General features: G+C 62.4%; 24 protein-coding genes and 1 tRNA gene. 14 read left to right on the forward strand and 11 right to left on the reverse strand.

Translation table 11 applies throughout. The features are described from left to right. The first annotated feature begins 11 nt into the window (after window positions 1-11). On the forward strand, window positions 12-665 hold the full coding sequence (locus AC1DXU_RS22290) for a protein-L-isoaspartate(D-aspartate) O-methyltransferase (protein WP_477313941.1): 654 nt from the start codon (window positions 12-14) through the stop codon (window positions 663-665). 261 nt (window positions 666-926) lie between these two features. Then, window positions 927-2,468, forward strand: coding sequence for a peptidoglycan DD-metalloendopeptidase family protein (locus tag AC1DXU_RS22295; protein ID WP_477372469.1), 1,542 nt, complete (start codon window positions 927-929; stop codon window positions 2,466-2,468). Between the two features lie 164 nt (window positions 2,469-2,632). On the opposite strand, the gene AC1DXU_RS22300 is transcribed toward AC1DXU_RS22295, so the two are convergent. Next, window positions 2,633-3,463, reverse strand: coding sequence for an isocitrate lyase/PEP mutase family protein (locus AC1DXU_RS22300; RefSeq protein WP_477372471.1), 831 nt, complete (start codon window positions 3,461-3,463; stop codon window positions 2,633-2,635). A gap of 119 nt (window positions 3,464-3,582) precedes the next feature. After that, on the reverse strand, window positions 3,583-4,458 hold the full coding sequence (locus AC1DXU_RS22305) for an ATP-binding protein (RefSeq protein ID WP_477372473.1): 876 nt from the start codon (window positions 4,456-4,458) through the stop codon (window positions 3,583-3,585). A 275-nt stretch (window positions 4,459-4,733) separates the two neighbouring features. On the opposite strand from AC1DXU_RS22305, the gene yajC reads away from it, so the two are divergent. Genes yajC through AC1DXU_RS22325 form a run of 4 tightly spaced genes read left to right on the forward strand, consistent with a single transcriptional unit; the run spans window position 4,734 to window position 8,949 of the window. Then, window positions 4,734-5,084: a preprotein translocase subunit YajC gene (yajC, locus tag AC1DXU_RS22310; protein WP_477247557.1), complete on the forward strand. Its 351-nt coding sequence runs from the start codon at window positions 4,734-4,736 to the stop codon at window positions 5,082-5,084. 52 nt (window positions 5,085-5,136) lie between these two features. Beyond that, on the forward strand, window positions 5,137-7,689 hold the full coding sequence (gene secDF, locus AC1DXU_RS22315; RefSeq protein ID WP_477372474.1) for a protein translocase subunit SecDF: 2,553 nt from the start codon (window positions 5,137-5,139) through the stop codon (window positions 7,687-7,689). Between the two features lie 14 nt (window positions 7,690-7,703). Then, complete coding sequence (locus AC1DXU_RS22320; RefSeq protein WP_477313949.1) at window positions 7,704-8,093, forward strand: Mth938-like domain-containing protein; 390 nt, start codon at window positions 7,704-7,706, stop codon at window positions 8,091-8,093. 1 nt (window position 8,094) lies between these two features. Beyond that, a complete protein-coding gene (locus tag AC1DXU_RS22325) occupies window positions 8,095-8,949 on the forward strand; it encodes a phytoene/squalene synthase family protein (RefSeq protein WP_477372476.1) in 855 nt (284 codons plus the stop codon). 45 nt (window positions 8,950-8,994) lie between these two features. Here the strand turns inward: AC1DXU_RS22325 and trmFO are convergent, their stop codons facing one another. From trmFO to AC1DXU_RS22340, 3 genes are all read right to left on the reverse strand, one after another. Further along, entirely contained in the window at window positions 8,995-10,413 is a 1,419-nt protein-coding gene (gene trmFO, locus AC1DXU_RS22330; RefSeq protein ID WP_477372478.1) for a methylenetetrahydrofolate--tRNA-(uracil(54)-C(5))-methyltransferase (FADH(2)-oxidizing) TrmFO, read from the reverse strand. Between the two features lie 407 nt (window positions 10,414-10,820). Continuing rightward, window positions 10,821-10,961 carry a DUF1127 domain-containing protein gene (locus tag AC1DXU_RS22335; protein ID WP_477247548.1) on the reverse strand — a complete coding sequence of 47 codons (141 nt, stop codon included), beginning with the start codon at window positions 10,959-10,961 and terminating at the stop codon, window positions 10,821-10,823. Between the two features lie 47 nt (window positions 10,962-11,008). Further along, the gene (locus AC1DXU_RS22340) at window positions 11,009-11,149 is read right to left on the reverse strand and encodes a DUF1127 domain-containing protein (RefSeq protein WP_477247546.1); all 141 of its coding nucleotides are present in this window, start codon (window positions 11,147-11,149) and stop codon (window positions 11,009-11,011) included. A 237-nt stretch (window positions 11,150-11,386) separates the two neighbouring features. On the opposite strand from AC1DXU_RS22340, the gene AC1DXU_RS22345 reads away from it, so the two are divergent. The 3 genes from AC1DXU_RS22345 (at window position 11,387) to AC1DXU_RS22355 (ending at window position 14,602) form a co-directional block, all read left to right on the forward strand. Further along, a complete protein-coding gene (locus tag AC1DXU_RS22345; RefSeq protein WP_477372480.1) occupies window positions 11,387-12,505 on the forward strand; it encodes a DUF2157 domain-containing protein in 1,119 nt (372 codons plus the stop codon). Then, on the forward strand, window positions 12,502-13,086 hold the full coding sequence (locus tag AC1DXU_RS22350) for a GDYXXLXY domain-containing protein (protein ID WP_477372482.1): 585 nt from the start codon (window positions 12,502-12,504) through the stop codon (window positions 13,084-13,086). The genes AC1DXU_RS22345 and AC1DXU_RS22350 overlap by 4 nt, the downstream gene beginning before the upstream one ends. A gap of 67 nt (window positions 13,087-13,153) precedes the next feature. Next, complete coding sequence (locus AC1DXU_RS22355) at window positions 13,154-14,602, forward strand: aromatic amino acid lyase (RefSeq protein ID WP_477372484.1); 1,449 nt, start codon at window positions 13,154-13,156, stop codon at window positions 14,600-14,602. Between the two features lie 5 nt (window positions 14,603-14,607). Here the strand turns inward: AC1DXU_RS22355 and AC1DXU_RS22360 are convergent. Beyond that, window positions 14,608-14,692, reverse strand: a tRNA-Leu gene (locus tag AC1DXU_RS22360). Window positions 14,693-15,032: 340 nt separating this feature from the next. Between AC1DXU_RS22360 and tig the strand changes: the two genes are divergently transcribed. The 5 genes from tig (at window position 15,033) to AC1DXU_RS22385 (ending at window position 19,226) form a co-directional block, all read left to right on the forward strand. Continuing rightward, window positions 15,033-16,508, forward strand: a complete 1,476-nt coding sequence (gene tig / locus AC1DXU_RS22365) for a trigger factor (RefSeq protein WP_477372486.1) — start codon at window positions 15,033-15,035, stop codon at window positions 16,506-16,508. Between the two features lie 79 nt (window positions 16,509-16,587). After that, a complete protein-coding gene (locus tag AC1DXU_RS22370) occupies window positions 16,588-16,761 on the forward strand; it encodes a hypothetical protein (protein ID WP_477372488.1) in 174 nt (57 codons plus the stop codon). A gap of 126 nt (window positions 16,762-16,887) precedes the next feature. After that, window positions 16,888-17,268: a c-type cytochrome gene (locus tag AC1DXU_RS22375; RefSeq protein WP_477372490.1), complete on the forward strand. Its 381-nt coding sequence runs from the start codon at window positions 16,888-16,890 to the stop codon at window positions 17,266-17,268. A 51-nt stretch (window positions 17,269-17,319) separates the two neighbouring features. Next, window positions 17,320-18,258: a heme o synthase gene (locus tag AC1DXU_RS22380; protein ID WP_477372491.1), complete on the forward strand. Its 939-nt coding sequence runs from the start codon at window positions 17,320-17,322 to the stop codon at window positions 18,256-18,258. 149 nt (window positions 18,259-18,407) lie between these two features. After that, entirely contained in the window at window positions 18,408-19,226 is an 819-nt protein-coding gene (locus AC1DXU_RS22385; RefSeq protein ID WP_477313967.1) for a DUF2189 domain-containing protein, read from the forward strand. A 53-nt stretch (window positions 19,227-19,279) separates the two neighbouring features. On the opposite strand, the gene AC1DXU_RS22390 is transcribed toward AC1DXU_RS22385, so the two are convergent. The 5 genes from AC1DXU_RS22390 to ctaD all read right to left on the reverse strand — a co-directional run bounded on the left by AC1DXU_RS22390 (window position 19,280) and on the right by ctaD (window position 23,535). After that, window positions 19,280-19,753: an aminoacyl-tRNA deacylase gene (locus AC1DXU_RS22390; protein ID WP_477313969.1), complete on the reverse strand. Its 474-nt coding sequence runs from the start codon at window positions 19,751-19,753 to the stop codon at window positions 19,280-19,282. 173 nt (window positions 19,754-19,926) lie between these two features. Next, on the reverse strand, window positions 19,927-20,325 hold the full coding sequence (locus tag AC1DXU_RS22395) for a cytochrome C oxidase subunit IV family protein (protein WP_477372493.1): 399 nt from the start codon (window positions 20,323-20,325) through the stop codon (window positions 19,927-19,929). A 9-nt stretch (window positions 20,326-20,334) separates the two neighbouring features. Continuing rightward, window positions 20,335-21,057 (reverse strand): heme-copper oxidase subunit III family protein, encoded by a 723-nt coding sequence (locus AC1DXU_RS22400; RefSeq protein ID WP_477372495.1) that lies wholly within the window; start codon window positions 21,055-21,057, stop codon window positions 20,335-20,337. 13 nt (window positions 21,058-21,070) lie between these two features. Then, complete coding sequence (locus AC1DXU_RS22405) at window positions 21,071-21,775, reverse strand: cytochrome c oxidase subunit 3 (protein ID WP_477372497.1); 705 nt, start codon at window positions 21,773-21,775, stop codon at window positions 21,071-21,073. After that, window positions 21,772-23,535, reverse strand: coding sequence for a cytochrome c oxidase subunit I (gene ctaD / locus AC1DXU_RS22410; RefSeq protein ID WP_477313977.1), 1,764 nt, complete (start codon window positions 23,533-23,535; stop codon window positions 21,772-21,774). The genes AC1DXU_RS22405 and ctaD overlap by 4 nt, the downstream gene beginning before the upstream one ends. Between the last annotated feature and the right edge of the window lie 3 nt (window positions 23,536-23,538).

Raw genomic sequence — 23,538 nt, forward strand, 5'->3', positions numbered from 1 at the left:
AAGGTTTTGGCATGAGCATGGCTGTCGACGACCGTGAAGGTTTTGCCGCCTTTCTGCTGCGCTTGCGTGGCCAGGGCGCGGTGCCGAAGGCGCTGATCGCCGCTTTCGAGGCGACGCCGCGGCGCGGCTTCATCTCCGGACAGTTCCACTCGATCGCCTGGTCGGACGGCATGCTGCCGATCGAATGCGGCGAAGCGATCGAAGGCGCTGACCTGCAGGCGGCGGTGATCGCAGCCTTGGCAATAGAACCGGGCAACCGCGTGCTCGAGATCGGCACAGGGTCGGGCTATACGGCGGCGGTGATGTCGCGGCTGGCATCGCGGGTCGTCACCATCGACCGCTACAAGACGCTGGCCGAGCAGGCCAGGCAACGCTTTGAGGCGCTCGCCATCGGCAACGTCATCGTGCGTCAAGCTGACGGTTCCAACGGGCTCGCCAATGAGGGTCCGTTCGACCGTATCGTCGCCTGGGCGGCGTTCGACAGCCTGCCGCGCTTCCTGCTCGACCAGTTGTCGAGCGGCGGCATCGTCATCGCACCGATCGGCCCGGAGGAGGACGAGCAGGTGCTGGCCAAGCTGACCAAGGTCGGCAGCCGTTTCGAGCGCGAGGACATCGGCAGCGTGCGCCTGCAGCCGATCTTGCGCAGTGTTGCGGCAGTGATCTAGGGGTATGTCGATATTCAGGTGATGCCGGCCTGCGAATGGCGGCTTCCTGCGCTTCCGGTACTCACGGACCCAAATGTCCGCTGCGTGCCGGTTCTCGGTGTCAGCCATTCTCGGCTCGGCCTGACCTGAATCTCAACAAACCCGACCAGGTCCAAAATATTTTAAGAAAATTTGCGTCTGATTCTAAGGGGTTAACCGACCAGTAACATTAACGCGCTTTAATCATGCCTAGTTTGTACCGGGTATGTGCGGGTTAGTGCGATGCAATTCAGTGTTTTGAAGGCAAACGGGCGTAATCTGGCGCGTGGCTGCGCCGTCCTCATGGTCGCAGGCGCCGCAGCAGGGTGCAGCTCCCAGGTCTCGCGGTTCAACGGTGTCGACGACGTCTTCACCTCCTCGACCAACAATCAGCGCGCCATCATCGACAAGCAGGACGCCGCCCAGCCTTATCCGGGCGATGTCGGCGCCGCGCCGGTCGCCGCAGCGCCGGTCGACGGCAGCCACACCCAGTCGGTCAGCCGTTCCAGCCTGGAGCCGGTTACCGTTCAGCAACTGCCGCCTGTCGCCCAGTCGCAGCCGGCACTGGCGCCTGCCGCAAGTCCTGTGCGTGCAGCCTCGGCTCCGGTTCTGGCGCCTCCGGCCAGACATCTCGACAAAACAGCCACTGGCACCATCGCTCCCGCGGCAAAGCCGTTCAAGAACGCGCAGCCCGACGCGCCAAAGATGGCGACGGCGGCAGGAACGCCGCATGCCACCGAGATCATCGTCAGGGACGGCGAGACCATTTCTGGCCTGGCGCAGCACTATCATGTGCCGGCCGACGTGATCATGAAGGTCAACGGCTTAAGCGCGACCAAGGGGCTGAAGACCGGCCAGAAGCTCGTTATCCCGGCCTATGCCTATTCGAGCAAGGACCAGACATCGGCGCCGAAGATTGCCGACGCCAAGCCTGCAAATGGCAAGCACGACCAGCCGGCGACAGCGCCGGACAAGGTGGCCGTGCTGCCTCAGCAGCCGAAGGTCAAGGACGGCAAAGCCGCCGCGCAGGTGGACGCATCCGCGGCAAAGCCGAAGGACGGCAAGCCCGCAGCACAGGTGGCTTCGGCTGCGCCCAAGGAGGCCGCCGGCACCTACACGGTCCAGCAGGGCGATTCGCTCTCGGCCATCGCCCGGAAGACTGGCGTCAGCACCGCTGCGCTGAAGCAGGCGAACGGCATGAAGGACGGACTGCTCAAGATCGGCCAGACGCTGAAGGTTCCGGCCGGCGGTACGGCAACGGTTGCCAGCGCCAAGCCGGCAAAAATTGACCCGGTGACGACGGCTACCACCCAGCCGGCGGCCAAACCGACGGAAACGCTGGCGTCCTATACACCGCCGAAGAAGGACTCCAAGGTCATCCAGCAGGCCGAGGACGACGACGCGGTGGCGCCGGATGCCACCGGCATCGGCAAGATGCGCTGGCCGGTGCGCGGCCGCGTGATTTCCGGGTTCGGCGGCGGCAAGGACGGTGTCGACATCGCCGTGCCGGAGGGAACGCCGGTGAAGGCTGCCGAGAACGGCGTCGTCATCTATGCCGGCGATGGGCTCAAGGAATTCGGCAATACGGTGCTGGTGCGCCATGAAAACGGGCTGGTCACCGTCTACGGCCACACCAGTTCGATCGAGGTGCAGCGCGGCCAGAAGGTCAAGCGCGGCCAGGAAATCGCGCTGTCGGGCATGAGCGGCACCACAGACTCGCCGAAACTGCACTTCGAAGTGCGCAAGAATTCGGCCCCGGTCGACCCCTCTGGCTATCTCGAATAGGCGGGCTATCTCGAATAGAAGAAAAAAAGCATTTGCAGGCCGTCTGACCTCCAGTCCGGCCCGCCGGCTCGGCCCGCTCCGTGAGGAGTGGGCTTTTTCAGTGGTTCGCGGCTCGGAGCCATTCGGCAAAAAAGGCAGTTACCGGGCAGACCCTCGGCGGGCTCTCAAGCCTTCGTCGATCCGGTAAAGAAGCCCTCCAGCTCCGCAAAACCCATGGCTTCTTCGGAAAACCGGAATGTCCCTGCCGATCTCATCTCCCGCGCGGCGCGGACGAACCTGCCAAACGCGAGCCGCGCCAGCGCCGAGCCGACACTGATCCGCTTGACGCCGGCGTCCGCCAGCTCAGCCACACCGAACGTTGCGCCGGGCATGCCCATGACGACATTGACCGGTTTCGTCACGGCTCTGCAAACGGTGCGGATCATGCCGAGGTCATGCAGGCCGGGCGCATAAAGCACATCGGCTCCGGCCTTCTCGAAAGCTTGTAACCTGCGGATGGTGTCATCCAGATCGCGGCGGCCCCACAAGAAGTTCTCGCAGCGCGCCGTAAGGACGAAATCGTCCGGCAGTGCCTGGCGTGCTTGCGCGGCCGCCTCGATCCGCTCGACCGCGAGCCCAAAGTCGTAGATCGGATCATCGCGCCGGCCGGTATGATCTTCCAGGGAACATCCGGCCAGGCCGATGCCGGCTGCGGCCTGGATCGTCTCGGCAGCGCTTTCCGGGCTGTCGCCAAAGCCCTTTTCGAGGTCGGCCGAAACAGGGAGCATCGTCGCCGCCACGATGGCGCGACAATGGCTCAACGTATCCTTCCGCGAGACCTGCCCCTCGGCAACGCCAAGAGAAAACGCCATGCCTGCACTCGTGGTGGCGAGAGCACGAAAACCCATGGCTGCAAGAATCCGTGCCGTGCCGGCGTCCCAGGGGTTAGGGATGATAAATGTGCCGGGTTCCTCGTGGAGCCTACGAAACGCTGCGCTCTTGCTCCCCAATTGCACTCCCCTTTGGCCTTCGAGTTACGGAGCGGGAAAATGACATAAATCTCGGAACAAATAAAGAACAGCGCTTATGTCAGGTGACAGCTTGGCCACATGCCTTCGGTTTCGGATGGCGGTTGCTAGTCGTTGAGCGGCTTGCCCAGCCTTCCCGCCAGATCCTGGGTGAACTGCCAGGCGACACGGCCCGAGCGGCTGCCGCGCGTCGTCGCCCATTCCAGCGCCTCGGCGCGCAACGTCTCGGGGTCGATGGCGAGGCCGTGATGGCGGACATAGCCGTCGATCATGTCGAGATACTCGTCTTGCGAACATTTGTGGAAGCCGAGCCAGAGGCCGAAGCGGTCGGACAGCGACACCTTCTCCTCGACCGCTTCCGACGGGTTGATGGCGGTCGAACGTTCATTGTCGATCATGTCGCGTGGCAACAAATGGCGCCGGTTCGAGGTAGCATAGAAGATAACGTTCGCCGGCCGGCCTTCGACGCCGCCTTCAAGCGCCGCCTTCAGCGACTTATAGGAGGTGTCGTCATGGTCGAACGACAGATCGTCGCAAAACAGGATGACGCGAAAGGGCGCGGCCTTCAGCAGGCCCATCAGCTTGGGCAGCGTGTCGATGTCCTCGCGGTGGATCTCGATGAGCTTGAGCGGCAGATCGAGTTTCGAAGACGCGTTGATCGCGGCGTGCACTGCCTTGACCAGCGAGGACTTGCCCATGCCGCGCGCGCCCCACAACAGCACGTTGTTGGCGGCAAAACCGGCGGCGAAGCGCTCGGTGTTGTCGACAAGGATGTCGCGGACGCGGTCGACGCCGCGGATCAGGCCGATGTCGACGCGATTGACCTTGCGCACCGGCTCGAGATAGCCGGGATCGGCCTGCCAGACGAAGCAATCGGCCTCGGCAAGGTCGGTTTTCGGCACCGGCAGCGGGGCGAGGCGGGAGACCGCCTCGATCAGGCGATCGAGCTTGTCGTTCAGGGCGTCGATGGTGCTGTCGGTCATTTTCGCATCTTTATTTTTTGCATTCAGGGGCGTGTGAGGCGGTAATCCGGTCGATGCCGGCGGCATAAAAACCAGCTCCAACCTTTTGTTTGTGCGTGCTCTTTTCCGGAAACCTGACACCGCTGTTCGGGTTCAAGCTCTAACACGGGTCAACCGGTCGGAAAAGCAGCCGATTTGCCGGCTCGCGCAGTTGCATTGGCAACTTTACCGACTATATTCCGGCCAAATTTGGCGGGGCCGCTTTGTGGCCTATTTTCCGTATTCAGGAGTTCTTGATGTTCGTCACACCGGCATTCGCCCAGGCTGCGGCACCCTCGCTGACCCCGCTCGGCCCGATGTTCGACCTTATCGTGCCGTTTATCCCGATTTTCGCGATCTTGTATTTTCTGATCATCCGGCCGCAGCGCGCGCAATTGAAAAAGCGCGCCGACATGCTGGCGGCGGTTCGTCGCGGCGACACGGTCGTCACCGGCGGCGGCTTTATCGGCAAGGTGACCAAGGTGATCGATGATCATGAGCTCGAAGTCGACCTCGGCGGCGGCACCAAGGTGACGGCGCTGCGCTCGACGATCGTCGATGTGCGGGTCAAGGGCGAGCCGGTGGCAAACCAGAACGCCAAGAAATAACCCAATTGTAGGCGGAACGCAGCCGCTTGTACGCCTGAACGGACGATAGACAATGTTATATTTCTCGCGCTTCAAGATGATCCTGATCTGGGTGGCCGTGGCCATCACAGTGCTTCTCGCGGCGCCCAATCTCTTCCCCGCCAGCACGCTGGCCCAACTGCCCAGCTGGGTGCCGAAGCGGCAGATGACGCTCGGCCTCGATCTGCAGGGCGGTTCGCACATCCTGCTGAGGATGGATCCGAATGATCTGATCAAGGACCGGCTGGAGACGACGCGCGACGAAATCCGGACGCTGCTGCGCGATGCCAAGCTTGGCTATACCGGGCTTGCCGGATCGGGCCGGACCGTACAGGTCCGCATCACCGATCCCGCGCAGGTGGAAGCCGCCAAGACGGCGCTGAAGTCATTGACCGATCCTGTGGCCGCGGGCCTGTTCAGCGGCGGCTCCATCCAGGAGATGACGCTGGATGACAGCGAGCCCGGCCTGCTCAAATTCACTGTTACCGACGCCGGCATCAAATACCGCACAGCGACGGCGCTGGCGCAGTCGATCGAGGTCGTCGAACGCCGCGTCAATGCGCTGGGCACGACCGAGCCGATCGTGCAGCGGCAAGGCGACGACCGCATCCTGGTCCAGGTGCCGGGCCTGCAGGATCCGCAGAAGCTGAAGGACATGCTTGGCACGGTCGCCAAGCTGAATTTCCAGATGGTCGACCAGTCGATGTCGGTGCAGGACGCGCTCAACGGTCGTCCGCCGGCAGGCTCCTCCATCCTCTACTCGCAGGACGATCCGCCGGTTCCCTATCTGATCGAGAACCGCGTCATCGTCTCGGGTGAAAGCCTCGTCGATGCGCAGGCGACATACAATTCCCAGACCAACGAGCCGGTGGTTTCGTTCCGCTTCGACTCCAAAGGCTCGGCGCGCTTCGGCCAGGCGACCTCGCAGAATGTCGGCAAGCTGTTCGCCATCGTGCTCGACGACCAGGTTATTTCGGCGCCGCAGATCCGCGAACCGATCCTGGGCGGCACCGGTCAGATTTCAGGCAGTTTTACCGCCGAAACCGCCAACAACCTCGCCGTGCTGCTGCGCGCCGGCGCGCTGCCGGCCAAGCTGACGGTGATCGAAGAGCGCACTGTGGGTCCTGGCCTTGGCCAGGATTCCATCCATGCGGGTAAAGTCGCGGGCATCATCGGTTCGATCCTCGTCGTCGCCTTCATGTTCGTGGCCTACGGCTTCCTCGGCTTCCTCGCCAACATCGCGCTGGCGGTGCATGTGGCGATGATCGTCGGGCTGCTGTCGCTGCTGGGCGCGACGCTGACCTTGCCCGGTATTGCCGGTATCGTGCTGACCATCGGCATGGCGGTCGATTCCAACGTGCTGATCTATGAGCGTATTCGCGAGGAGCGACGCAACGGCCGCTCGGTGATCCAGGCGATCGACACCGGTTTCACCAAAGCCCTGGCGACCATCGTCGATTCCAACATCACCTCGCTGATTGCAACCGTGGTGCTGTTCTATCTCGGCACCGGGCCGGTGAAGGGCTTTGCCATCACCTATGCCATCGGCATCCTGACCACCGTCTTCACCGCCTTCACCTTCACCCGTCTGCTGGTGTCGATCTGGCTGCGCCGCGCCCGGCCGAAGGAATTGCCGCGGGCGCCGGTGACGTTCATCCCGGCCGGCACGAAGATCCCGTTCATGGGCATTCGCCGCTGGACGTTCGCACTGTCGAGCGCGCTGTCGATCCTCTCGGTCGTGCTGTTTCTGACCGTCGACATCAACTACGGCATCGACTTCAAGGGCGGCTCGCTGATCGAGGTGCAGGCCAAGACCGGCAATGCCGATCTTGCCGATATCCGCGGCAGGCTGACGGAACTCAACATCGGCGAAGTGCAGGTGCAGCAGTTCGGCGAGCCGAACGATGTGCTGATCCGCGTCGGCACGCAGGACGGCGGCGAGAACGCCGAACAGACCGTCATCGACAAGGTGCGCGGCGAGCTGCAGGACCAATACGACTTCCGCCGCGTCGAAGTGGTGGGGCCGACGGTTTCCGGCGAACTGGCCAAGCAAGGCACGATCGCCATGCTGGTCGCGTTGCTCGGCATCCTGGTCTATGTCTGGTTCCGCTTCGAATGGCAGTTCGCGGTCGGCGCCATCGTTGCGACGGTCCACGACGTGGTCATGACGCTCGGTTTCTTCGTCATCACCGGGCTCGAATTCAACCAGTCATCGCTGGCGGCGATCCTGACCATCATCGGCTATTCGCTGAACGATACGATCGTCGTCTATGACCGCGTTCGCGAGGATCTGCGAAAATACAAGCGCATGCCGCTGCCGCAATTGTTGAACAACGCCATCAACGAAACGCTGTCGCGAACGACGCTGACCTCGGTGACGACGATCCTGGCGCTGCTGGCGCTGGTGCTGTTCGGCGGCGAGGTGATCCGCTCGTTCACGATGGCGATGCTGTTCGGCGTTGTCTTCGGCACCTATTCGTCGATCTTCATCGCTGCACCGCTGCTGATCCTGTTCAAGTTGCGGCCGCAGGCCACGACCGCTGACGACGAGAAGCCGGTCGGCGGCGGCAAAGCCGTGGCGACCTGACGAACGCTACGCTTTTGGCAAAGGGCATCGTCATCCGCGAGGCGCATTTCCCCGGCCGCGCGCCGATCGAGGCCTATGGCAATGGTGGGTTCCGCTTCGCCGACATGTCGCATCGCGGCTCGCTGCTGTGCCTGCCCACCGGCATTTACGGCTGGGAGCCAGCCGATCCGGCGGCCCTGACCGCGGCGGATTTCGAAAAGTTGCTGGCCGAGGCCGGCACGGTCGAGATCTTGCTGGTCGGTTGCGGCAAGGATCTCAGGCCATTGCCGGTTGCACTGCGCGCGGCACTGAAAGCAGCAGGCATTTCATCAGATCCGATGTCGACCGGGGCGGCAGTGCGGACCTACAATGTGCTTCTGGCGGAAGACCGCGCCGTGGCCGCCGCGCTGATCGCCGTCGACTGACATGGCTGATACCAGCAAGATCGTCATGGACGCGGTACGCACCGCCGACCACGACCGCTATCTCGCAGCGCTCTATGCGCCGGTGGACAGACGCGACGCGCTGTTTTCGCTCTATGCATTCAACGCCGAGATTGCAGGCATTCGCGACCGCATCCATGAGGCATTGCCGGGTGAAGTGCGGCTGCAATGGTGGCGCGATGTCATCGCCGCGGACGATGATGGCGCGACCATAGGCCATCCTGTCGCTGACGCGTTGAAGGCTACGATTGCCGCCTACCAGCTGCCGAAACCGGCCTTCGACAACATGCTCGAAGCGCGCATCTTCGATCTCTATGACGACCCGATGCCGTCGCGCACCGATCTCGAAGGCTATTGCGGCGAGACGGCAGCCGCCCTCATCCAGTTCGCGGCAATGGTGCTCGACCCCGTCGAGGCGCCGCGCTTTGCCGAACTTGCGGGCAGGGCAGGTTGCGCACAAGCGATGACCGGCCTGCTGCTTCTGCTGCCGCTGCACCGCAAGCGCGGGCAATGTTTTGTTCCGGCCGACGTCCTTGCTGCGGCGGGTTCATCGCCGGAAGAGTTTGTTGCCGGCGATGGCGGCCCGGGCGCGAAACGTGCGGTGGCGGCAATGATCGCGCTGGCGCGGGAGCATCTTTCCGCCTTCGAGCAGGGAGCATCGGCGTTGCCGGTCTCGCTGCGCCCGGCATTCCTGCCGCTGACGCTGACGCGCGCTTATCTTGGCAAGATGGAAAGCCATTCACCGTTCAATGGCCCGGCGCAACTTTCGGCGTTGCGCCGGCATTGGCTGCTGTTGCGCCGCGCCTCGCAAGGCTGGCCAGCCAGACGTCAATCGTGACAGGAATCCTTCAGGCGAGCATCAAGGCTGCGGAGTAGCGGACCCTTATTCCGCCGCTTCGGCCGTTTCCGTTTGCGCTGGCAGCCCCAGCCATTGCCGGCAATCGGCGCGCGCGCGCGATGTGATGGCGTGCCGCTTGGCGACGGTCTTGTCCTTGCCGCGCATGCGCTTGCCCTCGGTCTTTGGCGCCTCGACCGGCGGGAACAGGCCGAAATTGACGTTCATCGGCTGAAAAGAGCGCTTTCCCGGTTCGTCGTCGGAGACGATGTGGCCGCCGGTGATGTGGTTGAGCAGCGCGCCGAAGGCCGTGGTCAGGGGCGGCAGCGAGGGTGCATGGCCGAGCCGTTCGGCGGCGGCGAAGCGCCCGGCAAGCAGGCCGATGGCCGCGCTTTCGACATAGCCTTCGCAGCCGGTGATCTGGCCGGCAAAGCGCAGGCCGGGCCGCGACTTCAGCTGCAGCGAGGCATCGAGCAAGGTCGGCGAATTGATGTAGGTGTTGCGGTGCAGGCCGCCGAGGCGGGCGAAGTCGGCGTTTTCGAGACCCGGAATGGTGCGGAACACGCGCACCTGCTCGGCATGCTTCAGCTTGGTCTGGAAACCGACCATGTTGTAGAGCGTGCCTAGCGCATTGTCTTGGCGCAGCTGCACGACGGCATAGGCCTTGACCGTCGGATTGTGGGCATTGGTCAACCCCATCGGCTTCATCGGCCCGTAGCGCAGCGTCTCGACGCCGCGCTCGGCCATGATCTCGATCGGCAGGCAGCCGTCGAAATAGGGGGTGCCTTCCCATTGTTTGAATTCAGTTTTCTGGCCATCGATCAGTGCCTGGACGAAGGCGAAATATTGCTCCTTGTCCATCGGGCAGTTGATGTAGTCCTTGCCGGTGCCGCCGGGGCCGACCTTGTCGTAGCGCGACTGGAACCAGCAGGTGTCCATGTCGATCGTGTCGAAGTGGATGATCGGCGCGATGGCGTCGAAGAAGGCCAGCGCATCGGCGCCGGTCGCTTCGGCAATCGACTGGGCGAGCCCGGGCGCGGTCAGCGGGCCGGTGGCGATGATCGCCTGGTCCCAGTCCGTTGGCGGCAGGCCGGGAACTTCCTCACGCTCAATGGTGATCAGCGGATGCGCCTCGAGCCTTTTGGTCACGGCTTGCGAAAACCCGTCGCGGTCGACGGCCAGCGCGCCGCCGGCCGGCACCTGGTGCGCGTCGCCGGCGCTCATGATCAGCGAGCCGGCCAGCCGCATTTCGGCGTGCAACAGGCCGACCGCATTGTTTTCAGCGTCGTCCGAGCGGAAGGAGTTGGAGCAGACGAGTTCGGCAAAGCCGTCCGTCTTGTGCGCGTCGGTGCCGCGCACCGGGCGCATTTCATGCAGCACGACCGGAACGCCGGCTTCAGCCGCCTGCCATGCGGCTTCGGATCCGGCGAGGCCGCCGCCGACGATGTGAATGGGATTCTTGCTCATAAGCGCCGGAATAATCGCTTGGCTCGGCGATTGCAATTGCCGCGCGACAGACCGGCGAGGGGAAATCCTACCCAAAAAACAACAACACCCGCCGGGGGAGGAGGTCCGGCGGGTGTCGTTTTTGGGGTCGATCCTCGGGAGGAGGTGAAGATCGACCGATTCGTCATCGCCGGGGAGGAGGTCGGCTTTGACGAAATTCTTTTCACCGGATCAAGGGGGGCGAAACCCCTGGGATGACGAACTACGTTCGCTTTGAAAGACGAACTGCGTTCGCTTTGGGAACAACGCCCGCCGCGGGAGGAGGTGCGGCGGGCGCCGTTTTGGTGGTCAACCCTCGGGAGGAGGTGAAGGCTGACCGTATCCGTCAGGGTCGGGGAGGAGGTCGACCCTGGCGAAATTCCTTAACTTCAGATCGCCTTGCGGGCGACGTGCTTGATCTCGTCGCGGACGATGCCGAGATCATGGAGCTGGCGGTTCGAAAGGCGACCCAGTTCGTTCACGGTGTCGCGGTAGACGCGCCAGTTACGATAGTTGCGGATCAGGTTCATTGTCGTTCTCTCTTAAAACTGGTTCGGACCATTTACGGTCCGAAGGATTAGACCGCCTTGCGGGCGACGTAGTGGATGTCGCTGCGGCCGATGCCGAGGTCGTTCAGTTCACGGTTGCTCAGGCGGCTCAGCTCGGAAACAGTTTCCCGGTAGCGGCGCCAGTTGCGGTAGTTGCGGATCAGGTTCATGGTATTTCTCGTTTCGTCTTTCTTTCGGATCATTCCGTCTTTCAGTACGACCTGAAGATAGGTGGGCTAAAAACGATTTAAAAGCGCTATTGGTGCATGGCAGCAATGCAAATTGTGCAATGCACCATTAACGCGCGTTCACGGCTTCGACACAAAGAAACCCGAATCGGAAAATGCCGTTGCGTCAACGGTTTGGCCGGATCGGCTGAAAAAAGACCAGACTGGGGGAGATGGGGTATGGCGAGCTATTCGTCACGGGTCAGGGCGGATATCGCGCGCTGGCGAGAGGGCGGCCTGATTGACGCGCCGACGGCCGATGCGCTGGCGCGCGACGTCGAATCAAACGAGCGCAAATCGCTGAGCTTCGGTTCGATCCTGGCGATGATGGCGGCGCTCTTGTTCGGCGCCGCCATCCTGATTTTCGTCGCTGCCAATTGGGAAGCCATTCCACGGCTGGCGCGCGTCCTGGCGCTCTTTGCCATCATCATCGCCGGCTATGTCGGCGGTGCTGTGCTGAAGACACGCGACCATGCAGCGATCGGCGAGGCGCTGTGGATCGTGGCCGCGGCAGCGTTCGGCGGATCGATCGCGCTGATCGGCCAGATGTATCATTTGTCCGGCGACGAGGCGTCGGCCTTGATCACCTGGGGCGCCGGCACGGCGCTGGCGGCAGTCGCGTTGCGCTCCAACCCGCTCACCCTCGCTTCCGTCGGCATCGCCGACGCCTGGCTGTTCCTCAAATGGGGCGGCTTTTTCCGACGTGCCGAGTTTCCGCATCTCTTCGCCCCCATGGCGCTGGTACTCTTCGCCATTTCGTTCTGGACCCGCAGCCAGGCAGCGCGGCACCTGATCATCCTGTCGGTCACCGCCTATCTCGTGCTGCTCGTGATGGACCACGACACGCTGCAGGTCGCCACTCCGTTGGTGGTGGTCTCGGCGTTGCTTTTTGCAGCGGCTATCTTCGCGGCCGAACCGGTCGAGCGGATCGTACAGCTTGGCGGCCGGCTGCCCTTGCATGCCCTGATCGGCTTCCTCACCGGCATGGCGATGATCCAGTTCGAACTGGCCGACGAGGCGAGCTACAATGCCGGCTTCGCCATTGCCTCGGCGGTATCACTCGCCGGCATCGTCGCGGCGATCGTCCTGGGCGGCCGCGAGAGCAGGGGCCTGCGCTGGGTTGCCTATGCCGGCTTCGCCTTCGAACTCGCCATCATCTATGTCGTGATGCTGCAGTCGATGCTCGACACCGCGGGTTTCTTCCTGGCGGCCGCGGTGCTGCTCGGCATCCTCGCGCTGGTCATCATCCGCATCGAAAAGCGCATGAAGGCGCCGCGCGTTGAAGGAGCGAACGCATGATGACCGGGAAAAGACTCATCATCTCGGCGCTGCTGCTGGCGCTCGTCCAGATCGGCTTTTTGAGCTGGATCATTGCCGGCCGGGCGGCGATCCTGCGCAATGGCAAAGAAGTCCTGCTGAAGGTCGAGCCGATCGACCCGCGCGATCTCCTGCGCGGCGACTATATTGTGCTTGGCTACGAGATCTCGCGCATCCCGGTGAAGCTGATCGCCAACATTCCACCCGACAGGTCCACCAGCAACGACTCCGAACTCGTCGTCAGGCTGAAGAAGGGCGCTGAGGGCTACTGGCAGCCGAGCGCGGCCTGGTTCGATGCCGTACCGACGCCGGCAGCCTCCGATGAGGTCGACATCGTCGGGCATGTCGCGGATGGCTGGGGCCTGCGCGAGCCGGAAGCGACGATCGCGCCTGACTACGGCATCGAGCGCTTCTATCTTCCGGAAGGCGAGGGCATGGCGATCCAGAACGACATGCGGGTGCGGCCGTTCGGCATCCGCGCCGCCATCGCAGCCGACGGCAGCGCGCAGATCAAGGCGCTGATGGACGGCGACAAGACGCTGTTCGAGGAACCGCTCTACTAGATGAATGGATGCCGACCGGGACGGTCGACAGAATCCTCGGCGCTCTCCCACTTGGACGGTACGAAGCATGCCAGCGACCCTGACGACACGGGAAGACGTCAATCTCGACACTGTTTTCCGCGTCGCCTGGAAGAAGGACACCGTCAAGATCAGTGACGCGGCCTTGCTGCGCATCGCCGAATGCCGCGCATCGTTCCTGAAGCTGATTGAATCCGACCCTCCACCGGTCATCTATGGCGTCACCACCGCCATGGGGGAGCTGGCGAGCCGCAAGCTCGAACATGACGAGCGGGATCGCCATGCGCGCATCAAGGCGTTCGCGGCTGCCACCTCCTTTGGCAATCCGTTGCCGGAGCGCGTGGTCAGGGCGATCGTGCTCGCCCGTCTGACCAATTTCCTCGAAGGAAACGCCGCCACCACGCCGCGCATCGCGCTCGCCGTCGCAGCGATGCTCGACGGCCGACCGATGCCCGCGGTGCCGTCTCAGGGGCAGGGCGGCGCCGGTGAAATCCTCGCGCTTTATCCGCTGTTTGCCGAGCTTTCGACGTGCTTTGACCTCGAGGTCAAGGAACGCGGATCGCTGATCAACGGCTCGCCATGCGCTGCGGCCCTGGTGGCCGATGCAGCCTTGGCGGCCCGCCGCCGCGTGCGCTTGGCGCAAAAGGTCTTTGCGCTGTCGATCGAAGCATTTCGCGCGCCTCTTGAACATTACGATGCGGCGCTCGACACGCTTTGGGGCGACGAACACGACGCTGCCGCCCTGCGCGGATTGCGCGAGTTCCTCGTCGGCGCCGGAGACGGGCGGCGCAACTATCAGGCGCCGGTCAGCTACCGCATCGTGCCGCGCATCCTCGGCCAGGCGCATCGCGCTCTGTCGACAGCAGAGCGGGCGGCGACCGTTTCGCTGGCTTCGATCTCGGACAACCCGGTCTATATCCCGCCTGATGACGCGCACCCGTTCGGCCGCTGCATCAGCACCGGCGGCTATCACAACGCCATGGCAACGCCGGCGCTCGACGATCTGGCGGCGATCTGGGCCGATCTCTGCCTGCTCTGCGACCGCCACGCCTCAAAACTCCTGAACGGCAAGGTGTCGCTGCTGCCTGACCTCCTGATGACAGGACGGCATTGGGCCGACAGCGACGGCCATGGCAATGTCGGCTATGTCCCGATGGCAATCACCGGCTATCTCGAGCAAGCGAAACTTGCGGCGCAGCGCACCTTCATTCCGGGAACGGAATCGGCTGGCGCCGGGCAGGACGATGTCGCCACCACGGTGTTCTTCGCCTGGACCAAGGAGGCGACCGCCGGCCGCTGCGTCGACGCGGCGATGGCGATGCTGGCGATGATCGCCTCGCAGGCACTGCATGTCACAGGGCGCGAAGCACCGCCGGCGCTGCAGTCATTTGTCGCGGATATCAGAAGGATCGTTCCGCCGGTCGGTGATGACCGCGTGTTGGGGCCCGACCTTGCGAAACTGGCGGAATGGCTCACGCGTCAGGTCTTTGAGGAATAGGCTGCTGGTGCGGATGAAGGGACTCGAACCCCCACGCCTTTCGGCACTGGAACCTAAATCCAGGGCGTCTACCAGTTCCGCCACATCCGCATCGCTCGGCAATCCCATGTAGCCATCATTCTGTCAATGTCGGGGCCAAAATGGCGGTCATTCGCTGCAACGCGAAGATGGTTGAAAATTAGCCGCGCCTGTGACAAAAGGCGTGTCAAATGTGACGGGACGCGACGATCCGCTTCTGCAGAATGTGATAAGAAGTAGGAAAAACAAAGACTTATTCACATTTTGGAGCGCAGTTTGGGAGAATTTGAGCCGCTTTTGCGGTCAAATCGCCAGGTTCCGTACCAAAAGCCATTCCCGGCAAGATTATACCGGCAGGCTGTAAACGGCAGGAGCCGTTTGGCAGCCTCATTGGTGAAAAAAAGGTTTTACGATGCAGGTCACCGAAACGCTCAACTCCGGTCTCAAGCGCGAGATCAAGATCACCGTGCCGGCGGGTGACATGGAAGCCAAGCTGATGGCGCGGCTGTCGGACGCCCGTAACAAGGTCCGCATCAACGGCTTCCGCCCCGGCAAGGTGCCAGTGCAGCACCTGCGCAAGGTTTACGGCAAGTCGTTCATGGCCGAAGTGGTCAACGAGATCCTCAACGATTCGACCCGTTCGATCATCACCGGGCGCGGCGAAAAGGCCGCCATGCAGCCCGAAGTGATCATGACGGAGGACGAGAAGGAAGCCGAGAAGATCCTGGCCGGCGGCGCCGACTTCGAGTTCAGCATCAATTACGAGATCATTCCGGCGATCGAGATCAAGGATTTCTCCGACATCAAGGTGACACGCCAGGTGTTCGACGTGCCGGATACCGAGATCGACGAGCAGGTCCAGCGCGTTGCCGAATCGGCGCGCAGCTACGAGCCGAAAACCGGCAAGGCCGCCGAAGGCGACCGCGTGTCGATCGACTATCTCGGCAAGATCGACGGCGAGGCCTTCTCTGGCGGCGCTGGCACGGATCAGCCGCTGGTGCTCGGCTCCAAGGAATTCATCCCCGGCTTCGAGGATCAGCTGATCGGCGCCAAGGCCGGCGACGAGAAACAGGTGACGGTCACCTTCCCGGAAAACTACCAGGCGGCGCATCTGGCCGGCAAGGAAGCCACCTTCGACGTCACGGTCAAGGAAGTATCGAAGCCCGGCGCGCTCGAGATCAATGACGAGACGGCCAAGAACCTCGGCCTGGAGTCGCTGGAGCGCCTACGCGAAATCGTGCGTGGCCAGATCGAGAACCAGTTCGGCTCGATGACGCGCCAGAAGGTCAAGCGCCAGTTGCTCGACCAGCTCGACGCCTCCTACTCGTTCGAGGCGCCGTCGAAGCTCGTCGACGCCGAGTTCAACAACATCTGGACCCAGGTCAACCGCGATCTCGAAGCTGCCGGCCGCAGCTTCGCCGATGAGGAGACGACGGAAGAAGAGGCACGCGCCGAATATCTTCGCCTTGCAGAGCGCCGTGTGCGTCTCGGCCTGGTTCTCGCCGAAATCGGCGAGAAGGCCGGCGTCACCGTGACGGACGAGGAATTGCAGCGCGGCCTGTTCGAGCAGGTGCGCCGCTACCCGGCCGCCCAGCAGCAGGAAGCCTTTGAATTCTACCGCAGCAATCCCGAAGCGCTGAACACGCTGCGCGCGCCGATGTTCGAGGAGAAGGTGGTCGACCATCTGCTCGGCCAGATCTCGGTCACCGACGTTAAGGTCAGCAAGGAAGAGCTGATGGCCGACGACGAAGAGGCCGAAACCGCCAAGGCAAAGCCGGCGAAGAAGGCAGCTGCCAAGAAGGCTGACAAGGCTGAAAAGGCCGACGACGCGGAAGAGCCGAAGAAGAAGGCTGCGCCGAAGAAGAAGGCAGCAAAGGACGCCGAATAAGCGCCTGACGATGAGATCAAAAAAGGCCGCCTCAAGGGCGGCCTTTTTCGTTGTGGCGGGTCGGGATCAGAGCGCCTTGATGACAATGCATCCGGCCATCAGCAGGACGACGCCGGCGAGCCGCACGGCGCGCGTGCATGCCTTCACCAAATTCGTCTCCGACACCTTGCAACAGCGACGCGATCTTCTGGAAGGCAGGTCCGCGGCGCAAGGCTGGCATCTTCTATCTGCCGGCCAAATTCTGTGGTACTGAGGTGACGTAGGGCCACAAGGGAGGAGCGGATATTCCGTTCTGTGGCGCGAGGCGCATGTCGGTGCATCCATGTGCCGGCGCGCGCAGATCGTCTTGGCCAATACTGGCGATCAGTGAGGAGATGCCATGCGTGCAATAGCATTCCTAGCCACCATATCCGTTGCGACCTTCATCTCGAATTCATCGCAGGCACAGGATGCCGCGGCAGGCGAGAAGGTCTTCACCAAATGCAAGGTCTGCCACATCGCGGAAGAGGACACGAACAAGATCGGTCCGTCGTTGCACGGTGTGATTGGCCGGACGGCCGGCACGCATCCGGATTTCAAATACTCCGAGGCCATGATCGCGGCCGGCGCATCCGGCGTCAAATGGGATGAACCGACGCTGACGACCTACCTTCACGATCCCAAGGCCTTGGTCAAAGGTACGAAGATGGCGTTTCCCGGCCTCAAGAAGGACGAGGACATCGCCAACGTCATCGCCTATCTGAAGCAATTCTCAAAATAGCCTGGCTCTTCAGCCGGCTGGGCTGCCGGTTTCCATCGCTGGTCGTCTCAAATGTCGGTCAAGGAAAGCCTCAAGGATACCGGCATCCGCCTCTCGGAAGCGACGGCTGGTGATTTCTTTGCGCTTTTGAAGCCGCGGGTCATGGCGCTGGCGATCTTTACCGCTTTCGTCGGTCTGATGGTGGCGCCCGGCGGGATGAACCCGGTCATCGCCGTGATCGCTATCGGCGCTATTGCGGTTGGAGCGGGCGCGGCCGGGGCGCTCAACATGTGGTACGATGCCGATATCGACGCGCTGATGTCGCGCACCTCAAAACGGCCGATTCCGTCAGGCCGTGTCGAGCCGGGCGAGGCGCTCGGCTTCGGCTTGGTGCTTTCCGCATTTTCGGTAGTGACGCTCGGCCTCCTGGTGGGTTGGCTTGCTGCGTCGCTGCTGGCCTTCACCATCTTCTTCTACGTTGTCATCTATACGATGTGGCTGAAACGCTCGACGCCGCAGAACATCGTCATCGGCGGCGCCGCGGGCGCGCTTCCTCCTGTCATCGGCTGGGCGGCGGCCACCGGCGCCGTCGGTATTGAAAGCCTCATTCTGTTTCTGATTATTTTCCTCTGGACGCCGCCGCACTTCTGGGCCCTGGCGCTGTTCAAGACCGGCGACTATGCCGCGGCCGGCATCCCTATGATGCCGAACGTGGCCGGCCATGCTTCGACGCGAAAGCAGATCTTCGCCTATGCACTGCTTCTGGCGCCCATCGGCGTGCTGCCCTGGGCCTTCGGATTCGCCAGCGGATTCTACGGAATTGTTTCAGCCGCACTGGGCGTGGGATTCATCTGGCATGGCTGGAAAGTTCTGGTCATTGCCGACCAGGACATGAAACCGGCAAAGGCGCTGTTTGCCTATTCGATTCTCTATCTCTTCGCGATCTTTGCCATGCTGCTTGCCGACACCATCGCAATGCGCGCGTTCATGCCAGTTGCAGCCGGTGCATGACCCTGCCGGCCCTGCTGACAAAAGGGCGACAAACCCCATGCAAAAGAGTATGTTGATCACGGTGCAGGTCCGCGGTTTGCGTGGCCAGTCATGCAAAACGGCAGCACCGTGAAACCGCGACCTTACCGGACCTGATCTGGAGGAACGGCATGACAAGTTTTCACGTGATAGCAGGCGCCAGCGAGACGCTGGAACACACCAAAATTCGAAAAATCGGTGTTTCCGACCTTTTTGATGCGCTCAGACGCGGCGTCGACGATTTCATGGTCAAACCATCGCACATCGTTTTTCTCGGCCTGATCTATCCGCTGGTCGGCGTGGTGCTGGCTGCCTGGACGTCGGGCGCCAATGCGTTGCCGTTGTTGTTTCCGCTGGTCTCCGGTTTTGCACTGATCGGTCCGTTTGCGGCGATCGGTCTCTATGAGATCAGCCGGCGACGGGAAGCCGGGATCGACACCTCCTGGAGCCACGCTTTTGAAGTCAGGAACTCTCCGGCGCTGCCGGCCATCGCGGCGGTCGGGATCATGCTGTTTGCGATCTTCATCGCCTGGCTTTTGACGGCGCAGATGTTCTATCAGTATCTCTTCGGCCCGGCGCCGCCGACATCGATATCCGGTTTCATCAACGAGATATTCGCCACCGGGCGTGGCTGGACGCTGATTATCCTGGGGCACGCCATCGGCTTCGTCTTCGCCGCCGTTGTGCTGTGCACCACGGTCGTCGCTTTCCCGCTGTTGCTCGACCGCGACGTTGGCGCTTACGAGGCCATCCACACCTCGGTGCGCGTCGTTCTGGCCAACCCGATCCCGATGGCTGTCTGGGGACTGATCGTCGCCGTCTGCCTGATCATCGGCTCGGTGCCGGTGTTCGCGGGGCTGGCGGTGGTGCTGCCGATCCTTGGTCATGCCACCTGGCATGTCTACCGCAAAGTCGTGGAAGCGCCGGCGTCGGTCAGGCCGGCGAGCTGACGAAATCCGGCCCGGCTGCACCGGCGCGAGTGCCCGTGCAGCCGGTTGATTTTTCAGTAGGCAGCGTGACTGAAGCGGGCGTGACGTGCGTCCATGGTCAGGTTGCGGAAATCCTTGCCGCTGACATGTACCAGCGTCCTGTGGTCGCCTCCCTCGAAATAGATGTCGGTGGCCCCGCCGAGGCTGTCGTCGAGGATCACCGGGACATCATAGGCCGCGCCGATCGGCGGAATGGCGCCGGTGTCGCAATCGCCGAAGAGTGAGACCACCTCGTCTTCGGAGGCGAGTCCAAGACGCCTGTCCATGACGTCCTGCAATGTGCCGAGCTCGATTCTGTGCGTGCTTGGGACCACGGCCAGCGCATAACCGAGTTCGTGGTGAACGACCACCGATTTGGCCATCATGCTGCCGGGCACATGCGCGGCAATGGCGGACTGCCTGCTCGTCGATGTGCGATGATGGGCGACGGTGTCGTAGGAGATTCCTCTCCCGTCAATGTAGTCCTTCAGTCTGTTTGCGATCGTCATTTTCGGCCTCCCTGCTGGAGTTCGCGGCGCATTGGAAACGAGGGCAATCATTCTCCTCCGATCGTTTCCGATAATAGCAAGATGGATCAGCCGCCGCTCGTTTCAAGGCAGCAGCGGCCCGACCCTAATTGCAGGCAGCCTCTGTCGACCAAGCCTCAAATCCAGGTTGCGCGTCAGGGTCCGGCGCCGAAAAACGTCACACGGGTGAGAAGCGTGTGATCCGCTTCGAACAGCATCAGCGCCACGAACACCAGTACGAAAACCGGCGGCAGGATGATCGCGTACATCAGCGCCAGCCGCTCCCAGGCCATGTGCATGAAAACGGCGACGATCAGCCCAGCCTTGAGGATCATGAAGATCAGGATCAGCGACCATCTGAGATAGCCGTGGAGGCCGAAATAGTCGACCAAATAGGAGCAGGTGCTGAGAATGAACAGCCACGCCCAGACCACCATGTAGAGCTTGATCGGGTGTTCCTGGTGAACCTCTGCATGGGTGACGCCGGTCGCTGCCGCGTCATGTGCAGCGTGAAGGGCGTGTTGCCCCAGGCCGTTTGCGGTTGCTTCAGCCATATCTGCCTCTCACCAAAGATAGAAGAATGCGAAGATGAACACCCAGACCAGGTCGACGAAGTGCCAGTAGAGCCCCATGATCTCGACATTCTCGTAGCGGCCCTTGCGGCTGGTGAAGAAACCCGGCCGTTCGGTGTCGTAGTCGCCGCGCCAGACCTTGCGCGCCACGATGAGCAGGAAGATCACCCCGATCGTCACATGAGTGCCGTGGAAGCCGGTGATCATGAAGAAGCACGAACCGAACTGTGCGGCGCCCCATGGATTGCCCCAGGGCCGCACCCCTTCGGTAATCAGTTTGGTCCATTCAAAGGCTTGCATGCCGACAAAGGTCGCGCCGAGTGCTGCGGTCAAAAGCATGAGGATCGCCGTCTTGCGGCGGTCGCGGCGATAGCCGAAATTGACCGCCATGGCCATCGTTCCGCTGCTCGAGATCAGCACGAAGGTCATGATGGCGATGAGGATCAGGGGGATTTCCTGGCCGCCGATGCGCAGCGCGAAGACCTCGCTCGGATTTGGCCACGGCACGCGGGTGGAGATGCGCGCGGTCATGTAGGAGATCAGGAAGCAGCCGAAGATGAAGGTGTCGCTGAGCAGGAAGATCCACATCATGGCCTTCCCCCAGGAGACATTCTTGAACGCCCGCTGGTCCGAAGACCAGTCGGCGGCGATGCCTTGCCAGCCCGCCGGCCGCGGCTCCGTCTGGCCGATATGCGTCAGTGTCGTCTCTGCCATGCTCCCAGACCTCCTAGGTCAGTAACTGTCGGCAAATGTCGATGAAAGTCGCGGCCCAGCCGGCGAGAAGAATGAAGATGGCGAACCAGACGAACAGCAGGAAATGCCAATACATGGCGCAGAGTTCGACGCTGAGTCGCAGCCGCTGCGGCCGCGCTCCGTTCCAGGCACTGGCGGTTGTTCTGCTCAGGCCCACCAACCCGCCAACGATGTGCAGGCCATGCATGCCGGTGATCAGGTAGAAGAAACTGTTGGCAGGATTGGAGGCCAGCCAATAGCCGTCGGCGGTCAGTTCCCGCCATGCCATAAGCTGTCCAACCAGGAAGGCCAGCGCAGTCAGCCCTGCCGTGGCAAGGCCGAGCCGGACCGTGTCCAGTTGGCCCTTGCGCGCCGCTACCGCAGCGCATTGCAGCGCGATGCTGCTCAAGACAAGCACACCGCTGTTGAGCCAGAGGATGCGCGGCAATGRCATTGGCTGCCAATCCGACAGTGCCATGCGCATGAAGTAGGCACTGCTAAACAGCGCAAACAGGCAGCCGACGACGGCAAGGAAAACGCCGAGGCCGATCTTGGCGGTCGGCAGCGCCGAGCGGTCGAGGGCGATATAGTCGCCTGCCATGCCTTGCTCAAGCCATGGCTTTGCCATCAGCCGCTGGTGCGAGAGCCACCATCCGGCAATGCCGAAAATCACCAGGAGGAAGACCAGGATGACGCTCATGCCGGCTCCCTCGAGGGGCCGCCCGGCATGTTCTGCGGGATGAAGTCCTCCTTGGCGCCCGGCACGCTGTAGTCATAGGCCCAGCGATAGACGATCGGCAGGTCCTTGCCGAAATTGCCATGCGCCGGCGGTGTCTGTGGCGTCTGCCATTCGAGCGTGGTCGCCCGCCACGGATTGCCGCCGGCATCCCGGCCGTGGCGGATACTCCAGATCAGATTGAACAGGAAGACGATCTGAGCAAAGCCGACGATGAACGCCATGATGCTGATGAAGGAGTTCAGATGGTGGGCCGACTCCGTCATGATCGCCATGTCGGTCAGTTCGTTGTAGCGCCGCGGCACGCCCATCAGGCCGAGATAGTGCATGGGAAAGAAGATCAGATAGGCGCCAAGGAACGTGACCCAGAAATGGAACCGGCCCAGCGTTTCGTTCAGCATCCGGCCGGTGACCTTCGGGTACCAGTGATAGATCGCCCCGAAAATCACGGTGATCGGGGCGACGCCCATGACCATGTGGAAATGGGCGACGACGAACATCGTGTCCGACAGCGGAACGTCGACCACGACATTGCCGAGAAACAACCCGGTCAACCCGCCATTGACGAAGGTGACGATGAAGGCCATGGCAAAAAGCATCGGTATGGTGAGATGGATGTCGCCGCGCCACAGCGTCAGCACCCAATTGTAGACCTTGATGGCGGTCGGGATGGCGATGATCAACGTCGTGGTGGCGAAGAAGAAGCCGAAATAGGGGTGCATGCCGCTGACATACATGTGGTGCGCCCAGACCACGAAGCTCAGTGCGCCGATGCCGACGATGGCCCAGACCATCATCCGGTAGCCAAAGATGTTCTTGCGTGCATGCGTGCTGATCAGGTCGGAAACGATGCCGAAGGCCGGAAGCGCGACGATGTAGACCTCTGGGTGGCCGAAGAACCAGAACAGATGCTGGAACAGGATCGGGCTGCCGCCATTGTGCTGCAGCTGTTCACCCATCTCGACCACCGCCGGCATGAAGAAGGAGGTGCCGAGCACGCGGTCGAGCAGCATCATCACGCAGGCGACGAACAGCGCCGGGAAGGCGAGCAGCGCCATGACGGTGGCGGTGAAGATGCCCCAGACGGTCAGCGGCAGGCGCATCAGTGTCATGCCGCGCGTGCGGCCCTGCAGCACCGTCACGACATAGTTCAGGCCGCCCATGGTGAAGCCGATGATGAACAGGATCAGCGAGACGAGCATCAGGATGATGCCCCACTCCTGGCCGCCCGGTGTGCCGGTCATGATGGCTTGCGGCGGGTAGAGCGTCCAGCCGGCCCCCGTCGGTCCGCCGGGCGCAAAGAAGCTCGACACCAGAACCAGCACGGCGAGCAAATAGATCCAGTAGCTCAGCATGTTGACATAGGGAAAGACCATGTCGCGGGCGCCGACCATCAGCGGGATCAGGTAGTTGCCGAAGCCGCCGAGGAAGAGCGCCGTGAGCAGGTAGATCACCATGATCATGCCGTGCATGGTGATGAACTGGTAGTAGGCTTCCGGGGTGATGAAGTTGAAGGTGCCGGGGAAGCCGAGCTGCAGCCGCATCAGCCAGGACAGCACCAGCGCGACCAGGCCGATGGCCGTAGCGGTTGCCGAATACTGGATGGCGATGACCTTGGCGTCCTGCGAGAAGACATACTTCGTCCACCAACTGTGCGGATGGTAGAGTTCCATCTCCGCGACTTCGGCGGGCGGTACGGCATCTGCAGGCGTGACATCGACCATAGG

The organism is Mesorhizobium sp. P3_A10, assembly GCF_056403175.1.

Bases quoted from the DNA above. Each gene is read 5' to 3' on its own strand.
- AC1DXU_RS22290 (WP_477313941.1), top strand. From the start codon at position 12: ATGAGCATGGCTGTCGACGACCGTGAAGGTTTTGCCGCCTTTCTGCTG.
- AC1DXU_RS22295 (WP_477372469.1), top strand. From the start codon at position 927: ATGCAATTCAGTGTTTTGAAGGCAAACGGGCGTAATCTGGCGCGTGGC.
- AC1DXU_RS22305 (WP_477372473.1), bottom strand. From the start codon at position 4,458: ATGACCGACAGCACCATCGACGCCCTGAACGACAAGCTCGATCGCCTG.
- yajC (WP_477247557.1), top strand. From the start codon at position 4,734: ATGTTCGTCACACCGGCATTCGCCCAGGCTGCGGCACCCTCGCTGACC.
- secDF (WP_477372474.1), top strand. From the start codon at position 5,137: ATGTTATATTTCTCGCGCTTCAAGATGATCCTGATCTGGGTGGCCGTG.
- AC1DXU_RS22325 (WP_477372476.1), top strand. From the start codon at position 8,095: ATGGCTGATACCAGCAAGATCGTCATGGACGCGGTACGCACCGCCGAC.
- trmFO (WP_477372478.1), bottom strand. From the start codon at position 10,413: ATGAGCAAGAATCCCATTCACATCGTCGGCGGCGGCCTCGCCGGATCC.
- AC1DXU_RS22335 (WP_477247548.1), bottom strand. From the start codon at position 10,961: ATGAACCTGATCCGCAACTATCGTAACTGGCGCGTCTACCGCGACACC.
- AC1DXU_RS22340 (WP_477247546.1), bottom strand. From the start codon at position 11,149: ATGAACCTGATCCGCAACTACCGCAACTGGCGCCGCTACCGGGAAACT.
- AC1DXU_RS22345 (WP_477372480.1), top strand. From the start codon at position 11,387: ATGGCGAGCTATTCGTCACGGGTCAGGGCGGATATCGCGCGCTGGCGA.
- AC1DXU_RS22350 (WP_477372482.1), top strand. From the start codon at position 12,502: ATGATGACCGGGAAAAGACTCATCATCTCGGCGCTGCTGCTGGCGCTC.
- AC1DXU_RS22355 (WP_477372484.1), top strand. From the start codon at position 13,154: ATGCCAGCGACCCTGACGACACGGGAAGACGTCAATCTCGACACTGTT.
- tig (WP_477372486.1), top strand. From the start codon at position 15,033: ATGCAGGTCACCGAAACGCTCAACTCCGGTCTCAAGCGCGAGATCAAG.
- AC1DXU_RS22370 (WP_477372488.1), top strand. From the start codon at position 16,588: ATGACAATGCATCCGGCCATCAGCAGGACGACGCCGGCGAGCCGCACG.
- AC1DXU_RS22375 (WP_477372490.1), top strand. From the start codon at position 16,888: ATGCGTGCAATAGCATTCCTAGCCACCATATCCGTTGCGACCTTCATC.
- AC1DXU_RS22380 (WP_477372491.1), top strand. From the start codon at position 17,320: ATGTCGGTCAAGGAAAGCCTCAAGGATACCGGCATCCGCCTCTCGGAA.
- AC1DXU_RS22385 (WP_477313967.1), top strand. From the start codon at position 18,408: ATGACAAGTTTTCACGTGATAGCAGGCGCCAGCGAGACGCTGGAACAC.
- AC1DXU_RS22390 (WP_477313969.1), bottom strand. From the start codon at position 19,753: ATGACGATCGCAAACAGACTGAAGGACTACATTGACGGGAGAGGAATC.
- AC1DXU_RS22395 (WP_477372493.1), bottom strand. From the start codon at position 20,325: ATGGCTGAAGCAACCGCAAACGGCCTGGGGCAACACGCCCTTCACGCT.
- AC1DXU_RS22400 (WP_477372495.1), bottom strand. From the start codon at position 21,057: ATGGCAGAGACGACACTGACGCATATCGGCCAGACGGAGCCGCGGCCG.
- ctaD (WP_477313977.1), bottom strand. From the start codon at position 23,535: ATGGTCGATGTCACGCCTGCAGATGCCGTACCGCCCGCCGAAGTCGCG.